General features: G+C 57.9%; 17 protein-coding genes. 2 read left to right on the top strand and 15 right to left on the bottom strand.

Annotation, left to right across the window (positions count from 1 at the left end; genetic code table 11):
• Window positions 1-51: 51 nt before the first annotated feature.
• Window positions 52-684, bottom strand: coding sequence for a uracil phosphoribosyltransferase (gene upp, locus CEW83_RS20035; protein WP_108950933.1), 633 nt, complete (start codon window positions 682-684; stop codon window positions 52-54).
• Between the two features lie 139 nt (window positions 685-823).
• On the opposite strand from upp, the gene CEW83_RS20030 reads away from it, so the two are divergent.
• Complete coding sequence (locus CEW83_RS20030; protein WP_108950932.1) at window positions 824-1,375, top strand: hypoxanthine-guanine phosphoribosyltransferase; 552 nt, start codon at window positions 824-826, stop codon at window positions 1,373-1,375.
• Between the two features lie 11 nt (window positions 1,376-1,386).
• A complete protein-coding gene (locus tag CEW83_RS20025; protein ID WP_108950931.1) occupies window positions 1,387-1,722 on the top strand; it encodes a DUF1840 domain-containing protein in 336 nt (111 codons plus the stop codon).
• Between the two features lie 12 nt (window positions 1,723-1,734).
• Here the strand turns inward: CEW83_RS20025 and CEW83_RS20020 are convergent, their stop codons facing one another.
• From CEW83_RS20020 to CEW83_RS19955, 14 genes are all read right to left on the bottom strand, one after another.
• On the bottom strand, window positions 1,735-3,471 hold the full coding sequence (locus CEW83_RS20020; RefSeq protein ID WP_108950930.1) for a carbamoyltransferase: 1,737 nt from the start codon (window positions 3,469-3,471) through the stop codon (window positions 1,735-1,737).
• A 60-nt stretch (window positions 3,472-3,531) separates the two neighbouring features.
• Window positions 3,532-5,445 (bottom strand): nucleoside-diphosphate sugar epimerase/dehydratase, encoded by a 1,914-nt coding sequence (locus CEW83_RS20015; RefSeq protein ID WP_332871094.1) that lies wholly within the window; start codon window positions 5,443-5,445, stop codon window positions 3,532-3,534.
• Window positions 5,446-5,521: 76 nt separating this feature from the next.
• Window positions 5,522-6,736, bottom strand: coding sequence for a DegT/DnrJ/EryC1/StrS family aminotransferase (locus CEW83_RS20010; protein WP_108951548.1), 1,215 nt, complete (start codon window positions 6,734-6,736; stop codon window positions 5,522-5,524).
• A 4-nt stretch (window positions 6,737-6,740) separates the two neighbouring features.
• Window positions 6,741-7,385: an acetyltransferase gene (locus tag CEW83_RS20005; RefSeq protein ID WP_108950928.1), complete on the bottom strand. Its 645-nt coding sequence runs from the start codon at window positions 7,383-7,385 to the stop codon at window positions 6,741-6,743.
• Window positions 7,378-7,989: a sugar transferase gene (locus tag CEW83_RS20000; RefSeq protein ID WP_108950927.1), complete on the bottom strand. Its 612-nt coding sequence runs from the start codon at window positions 7,987-7,989 to the stop codon at window positions 7,378-7,380. Before CEW83_RS20000 ends, CEW83_RS20005 begins: the two co-directional genes overlap by 8 nt.
• Window positions 7,973-9,211, bottom strand: coding sequence for a glycosyltransferase family 4 protein (locus CEW83_RS19995; protein WP_159099515.1), 1,239 nt, complete (start codon window positions 9,209-9,211; stop codon window positions 7,973-7,975). Before CEW83_RS19995 ends, CEW83_RS20000 begins: the two co-directional genes overlap by 17 nt.
• 38 nt (window positions 9,212-9,249) lie before the next feature.
• Window positions 9,250-10,218: a glycosyltransferase family 2 protein gene (locus CEW83_RS19990; RefSeq protein WP_108950925.1), complete on the bottom strand. Its 969-nt coding sequence runs from the start codon at window positions 10,216-10,218 to the stop codon at window positions 9,250-9,252.
• Window positions 10,215-11,087 carry a glycosyltransferase family 2 protein gene (locus tag CEW83_RS19985; protein ID WP_234418925.1) on the bottom strand — a complete coding sequence of 291 codons (873 nt, stop codon included), beginning with the start codon at window positions 11,085-11,087 and terminating at the stop codon, window positions 10,215-10,217. Before CEW83_RS19985 ends, CEW83_RS19990 begins: the two co-directional genes overlap by 4 nt.
• Before the next feature lie 30 nt (window positions 11,088-11,117).
• Complete coding sequence (locus CEW83_RS19980; protein WP_108950923.1) at window positions 11,118-12,062, bottom strand: UDP-glucuronic acid decarboxylase family protein; 945 nt, start codon at window positions 12,060-12,062, stop codon at window positions 11,118-11,120.
• A gap of 5 nt (window positions 12,063-12,067) precedes the next feature.
• Window positions 12,068-13,060, bottom strand: a complete 993-nt coding sequence (locus tag CEW83_RS19975; protein WP_108950922.1) for a glycosyltransferase — start codon at window positions 13,058-13,060, stop codon at window positions 12,068-12,070.
• Window positions 13,057-14,196 carry an NAD-dependent epimerase/dehydratase family protein gene (locus CEW83_RS19970; protein WP_108950921.1) on the bottom strand — a complete coding sequence of 380 codons (1,140 nt, stop codon included), beginning with the start codon at window positions 14,194-14,196 and terminating at the stop codon, window positions 13,057-13,059. The genes CEW83_RS19975 and CEW83_RS19970 overlap by 4 nt, the downstream gene beginning before the upstream one ends.
• On the bottom strand, window positions 14,193-14,798 hold the full coding sequence (locus CEW83_RS21555) for an acyltransferase (protein ID WP_108950920.1): 606 nt from the start codon (window positions 14,796-14,798) through the stop codon (window positions 14,193-14,195). The genes CEW83_RS19970 and CEW83_RS21555 overlap by 4 nt, the downstream gene beginning before the upstream one ends.
• A complete protein-coding gene (locus CEW83_RS21810) occupies window positions 14,798-15,460 on the bottom strand; it encodes a CatB-related O-acetyltransferase (RefSeq protein ID WP_108950919.1) in 663 nt (220 codons plus the stop codon). Before CEW83_RS21810 ends, CEW83_RS21555 begins: the two co-directional genes overlap by 1 nt.
• Window positions 15,457-17,247 carry a hypothetical protein gene (locus CEW83_RS19955; protein WP_159099513.1) on the bottom strand — a complete coding sequence of 597 codons (1,791 nt, stop codon included), beginning with the start codon at window positions 17,245-17,247 and terminating at the stop codon, window positions 15,457-15,459. Before CEW83_RS19955 ends, CEW83_RS21810 begins: the two co-directional genes overlap by 4 nt.
• Window positions 17,248-17,291: the final 44 nt, after the last annotated feature.

Below are 17,291 nucleotides of genomic sequence, written 5' to 3'. Positions count from 1 at the left end.
CGTCACACAGCGCCGGTCTGACGCCGGCATGGCTGCGGACAATGCGCCTGATCAGTTGTGCTTGGTACCGAAGATCTTGTCGCCCGCGTCACCAAGCCCCGGAATGATGTATCCGTGCTCGTTGAGGTGACTGTCGATGCTCGCGGTGTAGATCTCGACGTCTGGATGACGCTCCTGCATCAGCGCAATGCCCTCGGGCGCGGCAACCAGCACCAAAGCACGCACCTGGCCACAACCGTTGCGCTTGAGCATGTCCACGGTCGCCGCAAGCGACCCACCGGTGGCGAGCATCGGATCGATGATCAGGGACATGCGTTCGCCGAGATGTCCGACGAATTTCTCGAAGTACGGCGCCGGCTGCAGGGTTTCCTCATTACGTGCGATCCCTACGACGCTGACCTTTGCGCTGGGGATCATGTCCAGCACCCCATCGAGCATCCCCAGCCCTGCACGCAGGATGGGCACGACCGTCACCTTCTTGCCCTTGATCTGCTCAACCTCTACCGGCCCCGCCCAGCCATTGATGGTCACCGATTCGAGCGGAAAGTCCTTGCACGCCTCGTAGGCAAGCAAACGGGCCAGTTCGGCTGTGAGTTCACGAAACTTCTTGGTACTGATGTCGCCTTCCCGCATCAGTCCGATCTTGTGGCGGACCAGGGGGTGATTGATCTGGTGGACGGGCATGAAGAATCCTGAGACGAAGGGAGTAGGCGACAGTTTACCTTCAAGTTTGTCCATCAGTCGGGCGATGCGGCCCCAGTGCGATAAAATCCCCTGCTATTGCCGCCCGCGGCCATCACAAACAAGAGAGAAGCAGACCGCCATGAACATGGATGAAATCCGACGCGCCCGTGAGGAAGCCGACTGTCTGGCCAATGAGGAGGCGGTCGAAGGCGCACTCGATCGCATGGCATCCGAGATCACGGCAAGGCTCGCCGACCGCAACCCGCTGGTGTACACCGTCATGAATGGCGGCCTGATTCTGGCCGGGCGCATCCTGACGCGCCTGCCCTTCCCGCTTGAAGTGGCCTACCTTCACGCGACCCGCTACGGACATGCCACCCAGGGCACCCTGCTCGACTGGCGCGTGCGCCCGACGCAGGACCTGCGCAACCGGACGGTACTCGTCCTCGACGACATCCTCGACGAAGGCCATACGCTCAACGCCATCATCGAGTACCTCAAGGCCGAAGGCGCAAGCGAGGTGCTGTCGGCCGTGCTGGTGCACAAGGAACACGACCGCAAGGCCTATCCCGGCATGCGCGCCGACTTCAGCGGCCTCGACATCGCCGACCGCTTCCTGTTCGGGTGCGGAATGGATTACAAGGGATACTGGCGCAATGCCCCGGGCATCTACGCCGTGAAGGGACTCTGAGGAGCGACACCATGCTGATCATCTTCAAATCCGACGCCAGCGCCGATGTCATCATGCTTGGCGACGCCGGCAAGCAGGTCATCGCGGCGATGGGCAAGGACCCAGCGGACGCCAAGGGCATCGTCACCGTGGAGCAGCTGCCCGCAGCCATCACCAGCCTGCAGGCTGCGATCGAAGAAGATCGCGCCCGTCAGACCGAACGCACCGAAGCAGAAGAAGCAGCCGACCGCGAGGAAGGCCGCACCGGCATGGCCGCGCCCGTCAGCCTCGCCCAGCGCGCATGGCCGCTGCTCGACATGCTGCAACAGGCACAGAAGGAAAAAGTGCCTGTCGTCTGGGGCGTCTGAACACGTACCGGCTCAGCCGGCCTTCTTCACCACCAGCACGTCTTCCATGATCAGATACTCGAGATCCGAACCGTAGAACATGTTCAACGCATCGGTCGGCGAGCAGATCATTGGCTCGCCGCGACGGTTGAGTGACGTGTTCAGTGCCACACCGTTCCCGGTGAGTTTCTCGAGTTCGAGCATCAGATCGTAATAACGCGGATTGAACTCGCGCCTGAGCACCTGTGCACGCGAGGTGCCGTCTTCGTGCACGACCTCGGGCACGCGCGACTTCCATTCCTCGGAAACTTCGAAGGTAAAGGTCATGAACGGCGCAGGGTGGTCTGTCTGCAGCATCTGCGGCCCGACCGTGTCGATCATGCTCGGGCAGAACGGGCGCCAGCGCTCGCGGAACTTGATCTGCTCGTTGATGCGATCCGCCACACCCTCGGCACTCGGGCACCCCAGAATGGAACGCCCGCCAAGCGCCCGCGGCCCGAACTCCATGCGCCCCTGAAACCAGGCCACCGGATTGCCGTCGACAAGTATCTGGGCGATGCGCTGCGGCACGTCATCGATCTGCACCCACTCCGGTTTGGAAGGGTGGCGGGCGCAGGCCGCGATCACATCTTGATTGGAGTAGGACGGTCCTAGATAGACATGCTCCATCTTCTCGACCGGCACGCCGCGCGCAGCGGACACGTAGGACGCCGCACCCACGGCCGTTCCCGAATCGCCTGACGCCGGCTGCACGAAGAGTTCCTTCACCTCGGGGCGCGCGATGATCTTCTGGTTGAGCTTGACGTTGAGCGCGCCGCCGCCGGCAAACGCCAGCTTTCCGGTGTCGCGCAGGATGTCGCCCAGGTAGTAGTCCATCATCTGCAGCGACAGATCCTCGAACAGCTTCTGCATGCTCGCCGCGTAATGGATGTAGGGCTCGTCCGCCACATCGCCCGCACGCATCGGGCCAAGCCAGTCGATCAGCTTGGGTGAGAAGTAATAGCCCTTGCCCTTTTCCTTGTAGCGCCGGAAGCCGATCACGTTCGCGTAGTCGGTATTGATGACCAGTTCGCCGTTCTCGAACTTCGCCAGCCGCGAAAAATCGTACTTGTCCGGGTCGCCATAGGGCGCCATGCCCATGACCTTGTATTCGCCATCGAGCATCTCGAAACCGAGGTATTCGGTGATCGCACCGTACAGACCACCGAGCGAATCGGGATCGTAGAATTCCTTGATCTTGTGGATCCTGCCGTTCTCACCGTAACCGAAGAAGGTCGTGGCGTACTCGCCCTTGCCGTCGATCCCCATGATCGCCGTCTTTTCGCTGAAGCCCGAGCAGTGATAGGCACTCGACGCATGCGAAAGGTGGTGCTCCACCGGCACGATCTCGACCTTTTTCAGATCGAAGCCAAGCTGCAGCAAGGTCCATTCGATGCGCCGCTTGTAACGGTAGTAGCGGCGGTTGCCCATCAGGATCGCATCAAGACCGCGATCAGGCGCATACCAGTAACGCTTGGCATAATGCCACCGCGCCTTCTCGGTGATGCTGATCGGCGCAAACGGAATCGCCACCACCTGCACGTCCGCCGGCTTGAGCCCGGCAAATTCGAGACAGAACTTCGCAGCCTCGTAGGGCATGCGGTTCTTGGCATGTTTGTCGCGGACGAAGCGCTCTTCTTCTGCGGCAGCGATGAGCTTGCCGTCGATGTAGAGCGCAGCGGAAGGGTCGTGCGTCAGGGAGCCGGAAAGGCCGAGAATGGTAAGCGCCACGTATAGAACCTCGAATACGGAGAAAGGCCTCGAAGCGACGGGCCAATCAGAAGCGCACGATTATACCTGCTCGCGAACCTGGGCCTGCCCCGACTCGACGCTCTTCACACCATGGTTTGCCGGCACATACTCTGGCACCCAGCGTTTCAGCCCGGACCGGACATCGTCGTCAGAGACGGGGGCCGGCTGACTCAGCCATTCCCGAACTTCGTCCAGAAATGCTTCCGGAACCGATCTTGACCGCGCAATTCTCAGTTTCGGGTGAGGCGTCTCCATCGTCGCTTCTGCATCAGCGAGCAACTCTTCGTACAGTTTCTCACCAGGCCTGAGACCAGTAAACTCGATCCGGATCTCGTCGTCAGAGTAGCCGGACAATCGAATCATGTTCCGCGCAAGGTCCACTATCTTGACTGGCTCGCCCATATCGAGCACGAACACCTCGCCCCCATGGCCCATTGCGGAAGCCTGCAACACCAACTGGGCAGCCTCCGGGATGGACATGAAGTAGCGATTGATCTCAGGATGCGTCACAGTCACGGGACCACCGTGTGCAATCTGCTCGGCAAACTTCGGAATCACGCTGCCGGTGCTACCCAAGACATTCCCAAAGCGGACGACCTCGAATTGCGTCGCTTTCGTGCCAAAGCTGTGCAGCGCCTCACAGACCATCTCGGCCAGCCTCTTCGTTGCTCCCATGACGTTGGTCGGGTTGACGGCCTTGTCCGTGGAAATAAAGACGAAACGCTCAGCGCCATAGCGCTCCGCATGAGTAGCTACCTGAAGGGTCCCCAGGACATTGTTTCGCACCGCCTGCCACGCGTTACCCACCTCCATCAGCGGAACATGCTTGTAGGCCGCCGCATGGAACACGATCTGTGGCGCCCAGGCCGAAAATACCTCCTCCAGCCGCACGCCGTCCTTCACGTCGCCGGCCAGGGGCACAACCCGCACATCCGGGCGGTTTCTGGCGAACCATTGCTCCACCGAGTAGAGAGCAAATTCGCTCGACTCGAGCAGGATCAAGATGCCAGGCTCAAACCGGGAAAGCTGTCTGCACAATTCGCTGCCTATAGAGCCACCAGCCCCGGTGACAAGCACGGTCCGGCCTGCAAGCATCGCCTGGACATTCTCGGTATCGATGCTGACCGGTTCGCGACCGAGCAGGTCCTCGATCTCGACCGGCCGCATGGCGCTGATCGAAACCCGGCCATTCATCAACTCTTCGAGCCCCGGAACGGTGAATACATGCGCACCGGCACGCACACCGATATCCGTTGCCCGTCGCAACGTTTCGGTCGCAGCCGAGGGCATGGCAAGAATCACATGACTGGCCTTGAATTCGCGCAATACCTCGGGCAAGGCACCCAGCCCGCCCACGATGGGAATACCGAACAACTCCATACCCCATTTACCCAAATCGTCATCGACCAGAGCAACCACACGCCAGTCCGGGCTTCGCTCGAGTTCACGCATCAGCATGGCGCCACCCCGACCTGCGCCGACAATGACAACAGGCTTGCCTTGCGCTATCAACCCACCATACAGCCGATGCTCCTTCCACATCCGCCATGCCGCACGCCCCCCACCCATCACAAGCAGCAGCAACACCGGGTAAAGAACGATCATTGAGCGCGGAATCGCTGTGCCCCCCCTGTCCAGCGCCACCCACACCAAAAGTGCCACGCCAGAGACAGCGACCGCTTTTAGCACCCGTTTCAAGTCGGGAAGGCTGGCAAATACCCACATGCCACGATAAAGCCCAGCCCAGCGGCAAGCCACGGCGTGGACGACGAGCAAGCCACCCAACCCAAGGAAGGCCAATCTGACATACTCGGAGGGGAGGTCGAAATTGAACCGCAGCAGCAGGCCGCCGCACCACGCAATGGCGACAGCAAACAGGTCGAAGAGAAATACGAGCGCAGAGCGCAAGAATCGGATCATATTTTTATGAACGAACCGGCCTGAGATTGGCAAGCATCCTCCGGCAACGGCAAAAACACATTCTGTTCAGGGCAGGAAAGGAATACGCCGCTTAACAGCGTCGGCCGTTTCAGCCCTCGCGGGTGGCGGCCTGCATCACGGATCGGAGCGCGTTGCAGGTCTGTTCGACGGAGGCCTCATCAAGCGTCGGATGCACAAGAAACATCAGACTCGTTTCACCCAACTCTTTTGCAACAGGCAAACGGACGGATGGCCGCCATCCGGTAGCATCAAACGCCCGCTCAAGATAGACCTCGGGACAGGACCCGACAAGACAGGGCACTCCAAGCGCATTGATCTCCGCAAGAACCCTGTCGCGGCCCCATCCAGCAGCAAGGCGGGCAGGATCAACAAAAACATAGCACTTGTATGCAGCATGGCGACAGTCTTCCGGGAGCACCGGGACTCTGAGGCCATCAACGGTCTTCGCGCAATCCCATATCGTTTGCGCGTGACGATTTCGCAGCCGCGACCACTCTGCCATCCTGCGCAACTGAATGCGCCCGATTGTCGCCTGCATTTCGGTCATACGCCAATTGGTACCGAACTGCTCGTGAAGCCAACGAAACCCGGGTTCATGTTCGCGTTCGTAGACTGCGGCCCAGGACTTTCCATGGTCCTTGTAAGACCACATCCGGGACCACAACTCATGGTCGTTGGTCGTAACCATGCCACCTTCTCCACCAGTCGTCATGATCTTGTCCTGGCAGAAAGACCACGCACCGACGTGGCCGATGCTCCCAACGGGATGCCCCTTGTAGCGGGCACCGTGAGCCTGGGCACAGTCTTCGATCACGGCAAGGTCATGCTCACGAGCCAGGGCCATGATCGGATCCATGTCACACGGCCAACCTGCCAGATGCACGCAGATCACTGCTCGAGTGCGAGCGGTGAGCACCCTTCGCACCGTATCGGCGGTAAGGTTCTGGCTGTCACGGTCAACATCCGCAAAAACCGGCGTCGCACCTGCTGTGATGATGCAGGAAACCGAAGCCAGAAAAGTACGAGCGGTCACGACGACCTCATCACCCGGCCCGACACCCAGCGCCTTGAGTGCAAGATCAAGAGCGACAGTACCGTTAGCAAGCGCAACCGCATACTGACACTCAGCCCATCGGGCGAACTCGTCCTCGAACTGGCGCCCCTCGTTTCCAGTCCAGTAGTTCACCTGCCCGGAGCGCAAAACCTTGCCGACCGCAGCGATCTCGTCCTCGGAAAAATGCGGCCACGGGGCGAACTCGATGACACCATCAGCCTCTCCGGCCTTCTCGGAACACCGTCTCATTGACTCACTCACCTTCATTGCTTTGCGACGACCTGATCTTGTCGGGGTGACGGGTTCGCGCGGGGACATCTCCCCTCACGACGCCCCCGGCCGGAACAATCGCATCATCGCCGACTGAAAACCCTGGAATCGCAACCGCGCCAGCACCGAACAACACTCGCCGTCCGACCTTGACGCCGCCGCATAGCCTTGCTCCTGGTCCGATATGGGCACCCTCTGCCACCCAGCAGTCATGGTCAACCGAGGCGCAGGTATTGATGATCGCGTGCTCTCCGATCACCGCATCAGCGTTGATAACGGCCCCCGCCATCACCACGCAGCCTGCACCGATCCGGGCCGAAGGAGATACGACGGCGCGTGGGTGCACGACAGAATCGAAGCGGAGACCACGTTCGGCAATACGAGCGCCCATCATTGACCGGATTCGATTGTCGCCAATCGCGACGACAACCGCATCAACGCCTTCACTTGCAGCAAAATCAATCATCGCATCCAGACCGCCGAGTACGGTATATCCAAACCATTCCTGACCGTGGCGCCCAGCATCACCATCAAAAACACCCGCGACGGAATCGCCCTGCTGCACGATCGCGTCCACCACGACTTTTGCGTGACCTCCAGCCCCGAAAATGACAAGCCTCCTACTCACCGTTGCGCCCCTTCTGCTGGCTACCGGTAAACGGAGTCATTGTTTCCCGCCCGGGTTCGCTGACGCCATGACGGCCAAGCACCCTCCCAATCGTCATCAACAGAATTCTCAAGTCAAGCGCAAATGAACGGTGATCCACGTACCAGACATCGAGGCGAAAGCGCTCGTCCCACGATAGCGCATTTCGCCCGTTAACCTGGGCCCAACCGGTAATCCCGGGCCGAACTTCATGCCGCCTCCCCTGTTCCGGGGAATAAAGTGACATGTACTCCATCAATAGCGGGCGCGGTCCGACCAGACTCATGTCGCCCCTGAGGACATTGAACAACTGAGGAAGCTCGTCCAGGCTGAGCTTGCGAATCGTCCGTCCAACGGCCCCCAGCCGCGCCTCGTCGGGCAGCAAGCGGCCGGAGGCATCACGTTTATCCGACATCGACCGGAACTTGTACAAAGTGAAAGGCCGCCCATGCAAACCTGGTCTGAGCTGTCGAAAAAGAACCGGCGCTCCGAGACAGCGCCAGATAATCAGCGCAAGCAGCAGCATCACTGGCCAAAGCAGCATGATAGCGAGAAGGGCCATGGTCAGATCAAACGCGCGTTTCATGCTGACCCTCCGCACCCGAGCGCAACAGGCTTCCAATAAAAGCTGTTAGCGCCCCCGTTACAACCATTGCCGAGAACTCGTTTGTCGCACGCCCCCTCCCTGCCCTGCCCATACGTGCACGAAGGTCTGCGTCACGAACCAATTGTGCAAGCACATCAACCAGCCCGCCTACATCTCCTGCCTCATGCATCAAGCCGGTCTCCCCCTCCACGACGGCGTCCGTCAATCCGTAGATCCGGGATGCCACAACCGGCAGACCACAGGCGCCTGCTTCGATGATGACGGTGCCAAAACCCTCGCGATAGCTGGGCAGGCAAAACACATCAGCCGCGGCCATGAAGTGCTCGGGATGGTCGGTAAAATCCACAAAATGGAGCGTAGCCGCGGCGCCAACAAGCACTTCGACCTCGTGCCGCAATCCGGCCTCGTCGGGCCCCACGACCAACAGCACACAACCCGGTATTGACGCAGACAGCGCAGAAAACGCAGCGGCCAGATCGAGCACGCCCTTGTCGCGGTTCAAGCGGCCAACAAACAGCAGAACCACCGCATCCTCTGCAACGCCCAAAGAGCGGCGCACCGCCTGCCTTGCTTCCACCGAAGGCCTGAAACGGACGGCATCAACTCCCGAGATCGACCCACTCGCCAAAACCGCCGAGCGCTTATCGTTCGTAATGCCCTGATCAATCAGAAATTGTCGCTGGGACGCACTGTCAGCGAGAACATGCGTTGCACACCTTGCAATAAGCCGGTCAGCCATTTTCAGCAACGTGCGCCCAAGTCCGGTCCGGGTGGCCCATACCTGCCCGGTGAACATATGTATCCGAGACGGCACGCGCGCGAGGCAACCCGACACCATCGCCATTAGCCCCCCTTTGGGGGTTACGGAAAAGACAAGATCAAATCGCTCACGATGGAAAACACGCGTCAGGCGGGCCAGGCATTGAAGATCCAACATCGGCGCGATTGGGCGTGCAAACGGGATTGAGATCACCCGCACGCCGCGAACATCCGCAGAAATACGTTCAGGATCAGCCGTATTGGTAATCACGGTCACGTCGTGGTCTGCGGCAAGCGCCACGATATGCGCACGGAGAAAAGCAATCACGGTCATATCCGACGCCGCGACCAGCGCCACCTTCTTTCGGTTATCAGCAGTGCTCATGCGGAAGCCCAAAGAGGATTCGCGTTGATGAAAGCCCGCGGCGAAGGCGTGGCTCAACGAGTTCAGACTTCATATCCGATCTAGAGCTCATGATCTCAAACCGGGTGGCGATTGAAGGCAAATCCGCGCGAAAGCACTCTGCGCAAGTCAGCAACTGCGACAACAGGCCGTAGCAGGCGAAAGCGCTCAGTGCATGCAAGCAGGGCAGCGAGAACGGGGTATTTCGACAGCAGCTGGATATTGCGCCTAACCTCCATCCTCAGCGCGCTTTCCCTGCAGCGCTCATATCGAAGAAGATGCTTGAGCAACCAGAATGCCCAAATATGTGCATCCGCACGCGTACCAAGAAAAGGCTGCCCATGCCGCTCGAAGTACTTTCTGAGCACCTGGAGTTCCCAGCGCGACACATTGAGGTTGTTGCGCGACAATCCGGATTCGTTGTGGCGATATAGATACAGTGGCAATTGGATGTCGACAACACTAACCCCCCCATCGAGGAGCCGAAGCCACAGATCAAAGTCCTCGCAAGAACGCAGACTTTCGTCATAGCCGCCAAACTCTGTCAACAGCTCTCTGGAGATCATGAGCGCTGCGCCAGTGAGACTGTTACGCATGACTATTGAGTCGCTTTCCGCTACCTCACGCACCTTGAATTCGTTATCACAGTGGGCGGTCTCGGCAAGCTCACAGCTGTCACCTATGCGCCTGACCTGACACGTCACGGCAATTTTCGGTCGAAAAACCCGAAGCTGAAACTCGATTTTCTGCGGATGCAGTTCGTCATCGGCGTCAAGAAACGAAATCACATCTCCCGTGGCAGCGTTCAGGCCAACATTTCGCGACGCGGCCAGCCCAAGATTGCGCTCATTCCTGATGTAAACAACCTGAGGATAGCGTTGCAGAACGGCTTCAATACGGTCTGTCTCGGGCGAGCAGTCATTGACCACGATGATCTCTTCGACCTGGCGTGTCTGCCCATGAAGCGAAGCAAGAGCGAGGCCCAAGGTTGCAGCATCCCGGTAACAGGGGATGACTACGCTGACTCGGTGTGGAACTGGACTCATGGCAAGATGCTGCGCGCCAGAAAATAGGCGGCCTTGAGTCGATAGCTCAGGTCGAGTGGTTGGACAAGTGCGCGCAGGAGACTGCGACGTGCTCCCGTGACATCACCATGCATCTGAGCAATCCGCCCGCTCCGGTAGGCCAGAAATCCCTCTGCGCGGCGGCGGTCAGCCAACGGCAATTCATCAATATACTGCGCATACAAGGTGCGAATGCGCGATATCTGCTTTGGTGAAGCAGCCGATATGTTCCCACCACCAAGCCAGTAATAACCGAGGCATTCGGGCAGTCGGACAAAGCGCTCAGTCAGTCTCGAAATCCGAACCCACGTATCGTAATCTTCCACGGAAATGAGTTCCCGGTTTTCCGTGATTCCGCCCAACTGTTCGATAAGCGCTCTGCGCACGACAACACTGGAATTGGGCACAGACATGCCGGTGCAGAGCAAGGCCTTGAACATGGGGTGCTTGGGCTCCGTCGATACGATCCGTTCGCTGAAAACCGTTTGAGCGGTATCGCGAACGATAAACAGATCGTGGTAAACGAGATCTGCACCTGCGTCGAGTGCGGCCACACTCTTCTCCAGCTTGGCAGGCGTCCACCAGTCGTCAGAGTCAAGAAAGGCAATATATGGAGCCCTGGCCCCGGAAACACCACGATTGCGCGGCCGCGCCGGCCCGCCAAAGTTGTCCGCGGTATCGAAGCGGAGACTCAGTCGCCCCGAAAACTCGTCCGCAACGCTTGCACTATGATCCGTTGACCCGTCGTCACAGACCAGTACCTCGAAGTTGTCCAGAGTCTGCAGCGCCAGCGAGTCGAGGCACCGCCTGAGGTCATCCGCGCGGTTGTATGTGGGGATGACGACGGTCACCCGCGGATTTGCCAATACCTTACTCACCACTCACGCGACCTTCAGACGCGTCGAAAAATAGGTGATCGTTTCCTTCAGTCCATCTGCCAGATCGACTTTCGGCTCCCAGTCAAGCACCTGCTTCGCCAAGGAAATATCCGGCTGCCGTTGCTTCGGATCATCGGCTGGCAGCGGTTTGAAGATCAGCCGACTCTTCGAACCCGTCAGCCGAACAACCTGCTCAGCCAGTTCCAGCATCGTGAACTCACAGGGATTCCCAATATTCACAGGTCCGACAAAATCCTGAGCCGAGTCCATCATGCGAATCATGACTTCTACCAGGTCGTCGACATAACAGAAGCTTCTGGTCTGCTGGCCATCCCCGTAGATCGTGATGTCCTCACCCTTCAGCGCCTGAACGATGAAATTACTGACCACTCTACCGTCGTTGGGGTGCATGCGCGGACCATAGGTATTGAAAATACGTACGACCTTGATCTGCAGTTGATGCTGGCGCCAGTAATCGAAAAAGAGCGTTTCAGCGCAACGCTTTCCTTCGTCGTAACAACTCCGGATACCAATAGGATTGACCTTGCCCCAGTACGACTCGACCTGCGGGTGCACCTCGGGGTCTCCGTAAACCTCGCTTGTCGACGCCTGCAGGATTCGCGCCTGTACTCGCTTTGCCAATCCAAGCATGTTGATCGCACCATGGACACTCGTCTTCGTCGTCTGAACCGGATCGTGCTGATAGTGAACGGGAGACGCTGGGCAAGCCAGATTGTAGATCTGGTCTACTTCGACGTAGAGCGGAAAAGTCACGTCATGCCGCATGACCTCGAAGTAGGGATTGCCCATCAGATGGGCAATATTATCCTTGCTACCGGTGAAGAAATTATCCACGCAGAGTACATCGCGTCCCGCTTCGAGAAGGCGTTCACACAAGTGAGAGCCAAGAAAGCCGGCCCCGCCAGTCACCAATATCTTTTTAGTCATCGTTCTTATCGTGTCCCAAGTAAGCCAATCAGTTTTCGGGGGGCCTTGAACATCAACTCAGCGAGCCTGAGGACACCTCCAGGGATCGCAAAAACCAGGGCCGGAGGATCCAGCTGGATGATCCGCTTCAGGTGGTATGGGATATTAGACACGCCGTTCGCAGAGGGAGAAAGCACGTGCACAGCCCACAGGTACATCACATGGGTTCGATACCGCATTCTCTCAAAGGAAGTCAGCTCAAGCGTCCGTACCTGCCCCAGCAACAACCTGAAATACTCTTCAAAGACGACCCGGTCCTTTGTGACGCTTCGAATTGTGCTGCGATGCTGACGAAAATAGTTCAGGGGCTCTGCAACGTATGCGACATCGTAGCGAGCGGCAATCCTGAAGAAGAGATCCCAGTCGCAACAAACCTTGTACTCCGAAGACAAATAGCCAACGGTGTCAAAGCAATCTCTTCGAATAAGCGCAGCGCTAAGGTTTGGAATAACGCATGAGTGCATCAGAAAGCGAGACGCCTCGGAACCGGGGAGCAACACGTCGCCGGAACACCGGGCCCTGAACGCATCTTCACGAATCGAAAAGTCGTCACCCAGCACAGCTCCGTCCTCATCAACCATCAGGCTGCGACAGAATGCAATGCCAGCAGATGGATGCTGCCTCATCGCATCGACAAGGCGCTCAATCATGCGCGCATCACAATCATCGTCGCAGTTTGCGAACAGCACAAACTCGCCCGTCGTCAACTCGACGCCTTGGTTGCTTACCGCCACCCACCCGCCATTTTTATCGCGAACGAGAAGGCGGACGCCCGGTCGCCCTTCATACGAGCGGAGAACGTCGACGCTATTGTCCGGAGAACAGTCGTCGATCACCAGAATCTCTGTGTTCGGGTAGGTCTGCCCGAGAAGACTATCCATTCTGCGGGGGAGGAATCCCGCATGGTTATAACTGGCAACGACGACACTAACCACCCCTACGCCCGATTCCTGCGTCATTTGAACAGGCCTTTTGCACGCAGTTCGTTCAGGCTCTCCTCATAGCGGTCACCACTGATCTGTTCGCCCTTCACCCAGTTAACAAATGCGCTCAAACCGTCGTCGATTCCAACTTTTGGCTCAAATCCCAGGGTACGTTTCACTTTCTCAAGATTCGCAACGTTATGCCGAATGTCGCCAATCCTGAACTGGCCGGATACGCTGATTGACGAACACCCACCCAGATGCCGGAGCAGGGTTTGCGCAATCGTCATCACATCCGTAGCTGCACCAGAGCCGACGTTGAAGACGTCGACCAGAGGTTCCGGGTGCTCGATCCCCTTGACGGTCGCATCAACCACATCGCCGATAAAGACAAAATCGCGGCTCTCGCGACCATCTTCGAATATATTGATGGGGCTACCGTTCCGAATGCGGGTGGAGAAGATCGAGAGGATGCCCGTATAGGGATTCGACAGCGACTGCCCCGGTCCATAAACATTCTGATAGCGAAACGCGAGGGCCGAAATCCCCAGGGCCCTCCCCACCGTCAGCACCAACTGTTCCTGTGTAAGCTTCGTTACCCCATAGACGGAAGAGGGATGCAAAGCAGCACCTTCATCTGTCGGCACCACCTCCAACGGCAAGGAACAAACGGGACAGAGATGCTCGAACTGCCCCTTGACCATCTCCTCGGCGCTTCGAGCCTCGGGATGGAGGGTGCCATGCACGGCGCAGCGATAACAACCTTCGCCGTAGACGGCACGTGAAGAGGCCACAACCAGTCGCTTTACCGGGAAGCCATCATTCGCAATCACGTCCAGCAGCAGTGCCGTACCCCCAACATTCACTTCGGAATAATGCTGGATCGCATACATGGACTGCCCTGTGCCAGTCTCAGCTGCCAGGTGTACAACCGTATCCACCCCCGGAAGAACTTTCATCAAGTCAGTCCGGACCGTTACATCACCACGAACAAAGCGAGCCTTGCCTTCAAGTCGCTTGAAAAGCGGTGACTGCTCGGGATCCGCGCCGTGGATCTGAGGTGCGAGATTGTCGAGAACCGTCACCTCGTGCCCGCGCTCGCTCAGCGCAAGTACGAGTGCCGATCCGATAAACCCGGCCCCGCCCGTTACAAGTATCTTTCTTCCGCTCATCCCTTGCCCTGTCTCAAAACGCCCTTGCTCTCCCAACGGCCCGCAGATCGATCGTAGTACCGAATGACCACCGCAGGGCTTCCGACCGCTACAGAAAAGTCCGGAATGTCATGCGTCACTACCGAATTCGCGCCGACAACGCAGTTCTTGCCGACGCTCGCACCAATGATGCACACATTCTCGCCGATCCAGCTTCCTTCTCCGATCACCACGGCGTTCTTGAACCGAACGGGTTGATGCATTATCGGCACCCCAACGTCCTCATAGGAATGAAGGTTATCGGAGATGTAAACGTTGTTCGCCGTAAGCACATGGTCCTCGATGACGACGTCACGCACGGCAGTAATGTGGTTGTTGTAACCGAAGACGCACCCGGACCCGACGTGCAGACGCCCCGACTGACCCTCTGAAGGCTCACAGTACAACCAGGCGCCACGCTGCATGACCGTGCGATCACCAAGGCCAATGTGTTCTCCCCCATTGACACGAAATGGCGCGTACAACAACACATTCCTTCCACAACGGCCGAAGCGGGGAGCATGAACACATGCGAACCAGAGACTACGCAGTTTCGCCAGGATTCGCTGCACAAGACCAATCATCACTCTTGCTTCCGAAGCATCGTCAAGAACACCTCAGGACTCGCAAAATACGGTGCAAGCTCTGAGAGCCTCTGTTCGCTCAATGTCCACCACTCAGAGTCTGCCAGCCCCGCGCACAGCGTTGCGTCAAAACGTTGCCGCAACGGGCGGCAGGGAACACCGGCCGCGATTGTATAGGGAGGCACATCCCGGGTCACCATCGCGCCTGCACCGATTACCGCGCCCACGCCAATACTGACCCCCGCCCGAATCATCGCCCGCTCTCCTATCCAGACATCCGCGCCCACGACCGTCCGCGGGATCGACTCGTGAGCTGCATTCTGGCTCGCGAAAAATCTGGGGAGCGGCTGCGACCGGTCATAGAACACGGGACTTGTACTCACGAGCGACGTAGGATGATTAACAAGCCCAATCGTCACATTCGCAGCAATCGAACAGAAAGGCCCCACTTCAGCCCCAAGCAGCAGGGTGTTCTCCTGCACATAGCTGTAGGAGCCAAGCGTGGAACAGATCAATCTCGCGTTCCGGAAAAGGACCGCGTAATCACCCAGGCTACTTTCCCCATCGACCGTCGCACCGCCGTGGATGACACTGCGGGAAAATCTGCGGCGAAGCCGAAATTCGTAAAGAGTGCGACGAAGTGACGTCGAGATGCGGCTCATGCGGATGGCTCCTTACGATCTCCGTTCAACAGCCCTTCGATAAACTTCAGATTGCGCTTCAGGTTCTCACCATCCAGCGGTCCGATGTACCTTTCCATCGTTCCTCTATCAAGAAACGCGTCATACCGGTCATCGCCTCGCATGAAGTCCGAAATCGCCGCCTCAAGTTCGTCTGCAGAATGGGTCGTGACCAACTCGGATCTGCCATCGAACGGCGCGTCGAGAATCTGCCTGTCGTTCTTGTGGTAGACGCAGGGGATACCCAGACAGGACGCCTCGAACAAGGTCTGCGAGTAGATCGAAACATAGAAATCGGTCTCATCCAACACAGCCCGCATCGGGACCTGATCAAGGATGCTATCGACCAACCCTTCGAAATACTCATCGCAGAACCGGCGATACAGTTCCTTGTACCCATTGGCGCGCACCTTCAGCACCACACGGACACCCGTTCCCCGTGACCTGAGCCTGCAGATCGCTTCAAGCACGTCGTTGAGGAACTCGAACTCTACCGCGAGGTATGAATTAAGATCTGTATTACTGAAGCCGGATGCGCCAATCGTGATGACAGGATTCTCGCGGTTGATACTCCGCCGCGGCACCATGGCGTAATCGTCCATTCGGGGATCGCCCAGACAAATCACGTTCTTCATTCCACGGAAATAGTGATCCCGAACACTCTCAGAATACGAATTGATCACATCCGCATACTTTCCTTCATCGAGAAACGCGCTGCACAGAAGCCCGTTAATGATCAGATAACTGGGGACTCCTCGAGCCTTGGCCACGCAGTCAACCAGCATTGCAACCTGTCCAAGGTTTGCGATCAATACCTCAAGTCGGATGGGGTGGCGATCGAGATAGCGAATCACGCAGTCAAGCGCACGCAATGTTTCGGGCAAGCTCGACGAAATCCGCGTTTCAATCGCCCGGTTGACCGCATCAGTCACATCAACACCATTCGTGAGTACAAGACGGGCCGTACGTTTCTTGCGGTAGGAGCATATCAGCGACGAAGCTGCCCCACGATAACGGCCCACATTCCCGTACACTGGGATCGGCCGCTCACGCAGAAACTTCATAGCCCCTTTCGAGGCCGAAAAATGTCCCTGGAGGACCTGCACGCCCGGCATCTTGCTCAGGCATTGCATCAACTTGCGCGTCGGATGGTACTCCTGAACAAATACCCTGTCCCTCTGCCTGAAACATCCCGCGACGCTATCCCAGGCACTCATCAAAATGCCCTGCACGGTAATCACGGCATCCCGGACGCGGTGCCGGATACGCCTGACATGCACACGCTCGTTCATCCATCGGTGAATTGGAAAGAAATATCCATCCAGCGACGAACGTCCACCAGTTGCAAGACGCGACCAAGTCAGCGCCATGTCCTGCAAGACAGACTCAATAACGTCGTTATTCGAACATACAAAAAGCTTCTGATAGGAAAAGCCTCTCAACTGCTCAAGACACATGCGACTGCGCACGTAGAACGTAAAGTCATTCCAGATCAGAATTCGAAAACTGAACCCGAAATCAACCCCATTGTACCGAAATATGTCTTTACCCTCCTCATCCAGGTGCCAGTCATGGAAAAACCTGTACATGAGGAAATTGTTTTCCTGCATGACAGACTGGGAGCACAGGTGATCCACGTAGTACGCGACACCACCAAGCGCCAGAACATCCCGCAGCAGGCCAAAGTCATAGGTCAGGATCAAGTCAAGCGCTGGCTCGAAGTTGGGCACTACCGACGACCAGCCGGCTCTGGAGTCGACGATGAACACGTTCCGGAATGATGATCCAGGAACGATTACGTTTCCATCACAGC

This window comes from Parazoarcus communis (assembly GCF_003111645.1).
GTDB lineage: Bacteria > Pseudomonadota > Gammaproteobacteria > Burkholderiales > Rhodocyclaceae > Parazoarcus > Parazoarcus communis_A.
This window is presented reverse-complemented; position numbering and strand designations above follow the sequence as displayed.

Excerpts from the sequence above, each read along its gene's own strand:
- CEW83_RS21555 (WP_108950920.1), bottom strand. The coding sequence starts at position 14,798 with ATGATTGGTCTTGTGCAGCGAATCCTGGCGAAACTGCGTAGTCTCTGG.
- CEW83_RS20000 (WP_108950927.1), bottom strand. The coding sequence starts at position 7,989 with ATGAAACGCGCGTTTGATCTGACCATGGCCCTTCTCGCTATCATGCTG.
- CEW83_RS19990 (WP_108950925.1), bottom strand. The coding sequence starts at position 10,218 with ATGAGTCCAGTTCCACACCGAGTCAGCGTAGTCATCCCCTGTTACCGG.
- CEW83_RS19980 (WP_108950923.1), bottom strand. The coding sequence starts at position 12,062 with ATGACTAAAAAGATATTGGTGACTGGCGGGGCCGGCTTTCTTGGCTCT.
- CEW83_RS20025 (WP_108950931.1), top strand. The coding sequence starts at position 1,387 with ATGCTGATCATCTTCAAATCCGACGCCAGCGCCGATGTCATCATGCTT.
- CEW83_RS19975 (WP_108950922.1), bottom strand. The coding sequence starts at position 13,060 with ATGACGCAGGAATCGGGCGTAGGGGTGGTTAGTGTCGTCGTTGCCAGT.
- CEW83_RS21810 (WP_108950919.1), bottom strand. The coding sequence starts at position 15,460 with ATGAGCCGCATCTCGACGTCACTTCGTCGCACTCTTTACGAATTTCGG.
- CEW83_RS20030 (WP_108950932.1), top strand. The coding sequence starts at position 824 with ATGAACATGGATGAAATCCGACGCGCCCGTGAGGAAGCCGACTGTCTG.
- CEW83_RS20010 (WP_108951548.1), bottom strand. The coding sequence starts at position 6,736 with ATGAGACGGTGTTCCGAGAAGGCCGGAGAGGCTGATGGTGTCATCGAG.
- upp (WP_108950933.1), bottom strand. The coding sequence starts at position 684 with ATGCCCGTCCACCAGATCAATCACCCCCTGGTCCGCCACAAGATCGGA.
- CEW83_RS19970 (WP_108950921.1), bottom strand. The coding sequence starts at position 14,196 with ATGAGCGGAAGAAAGATACTTGTAACGGGCGGGGCCGGGTTTATCGGA.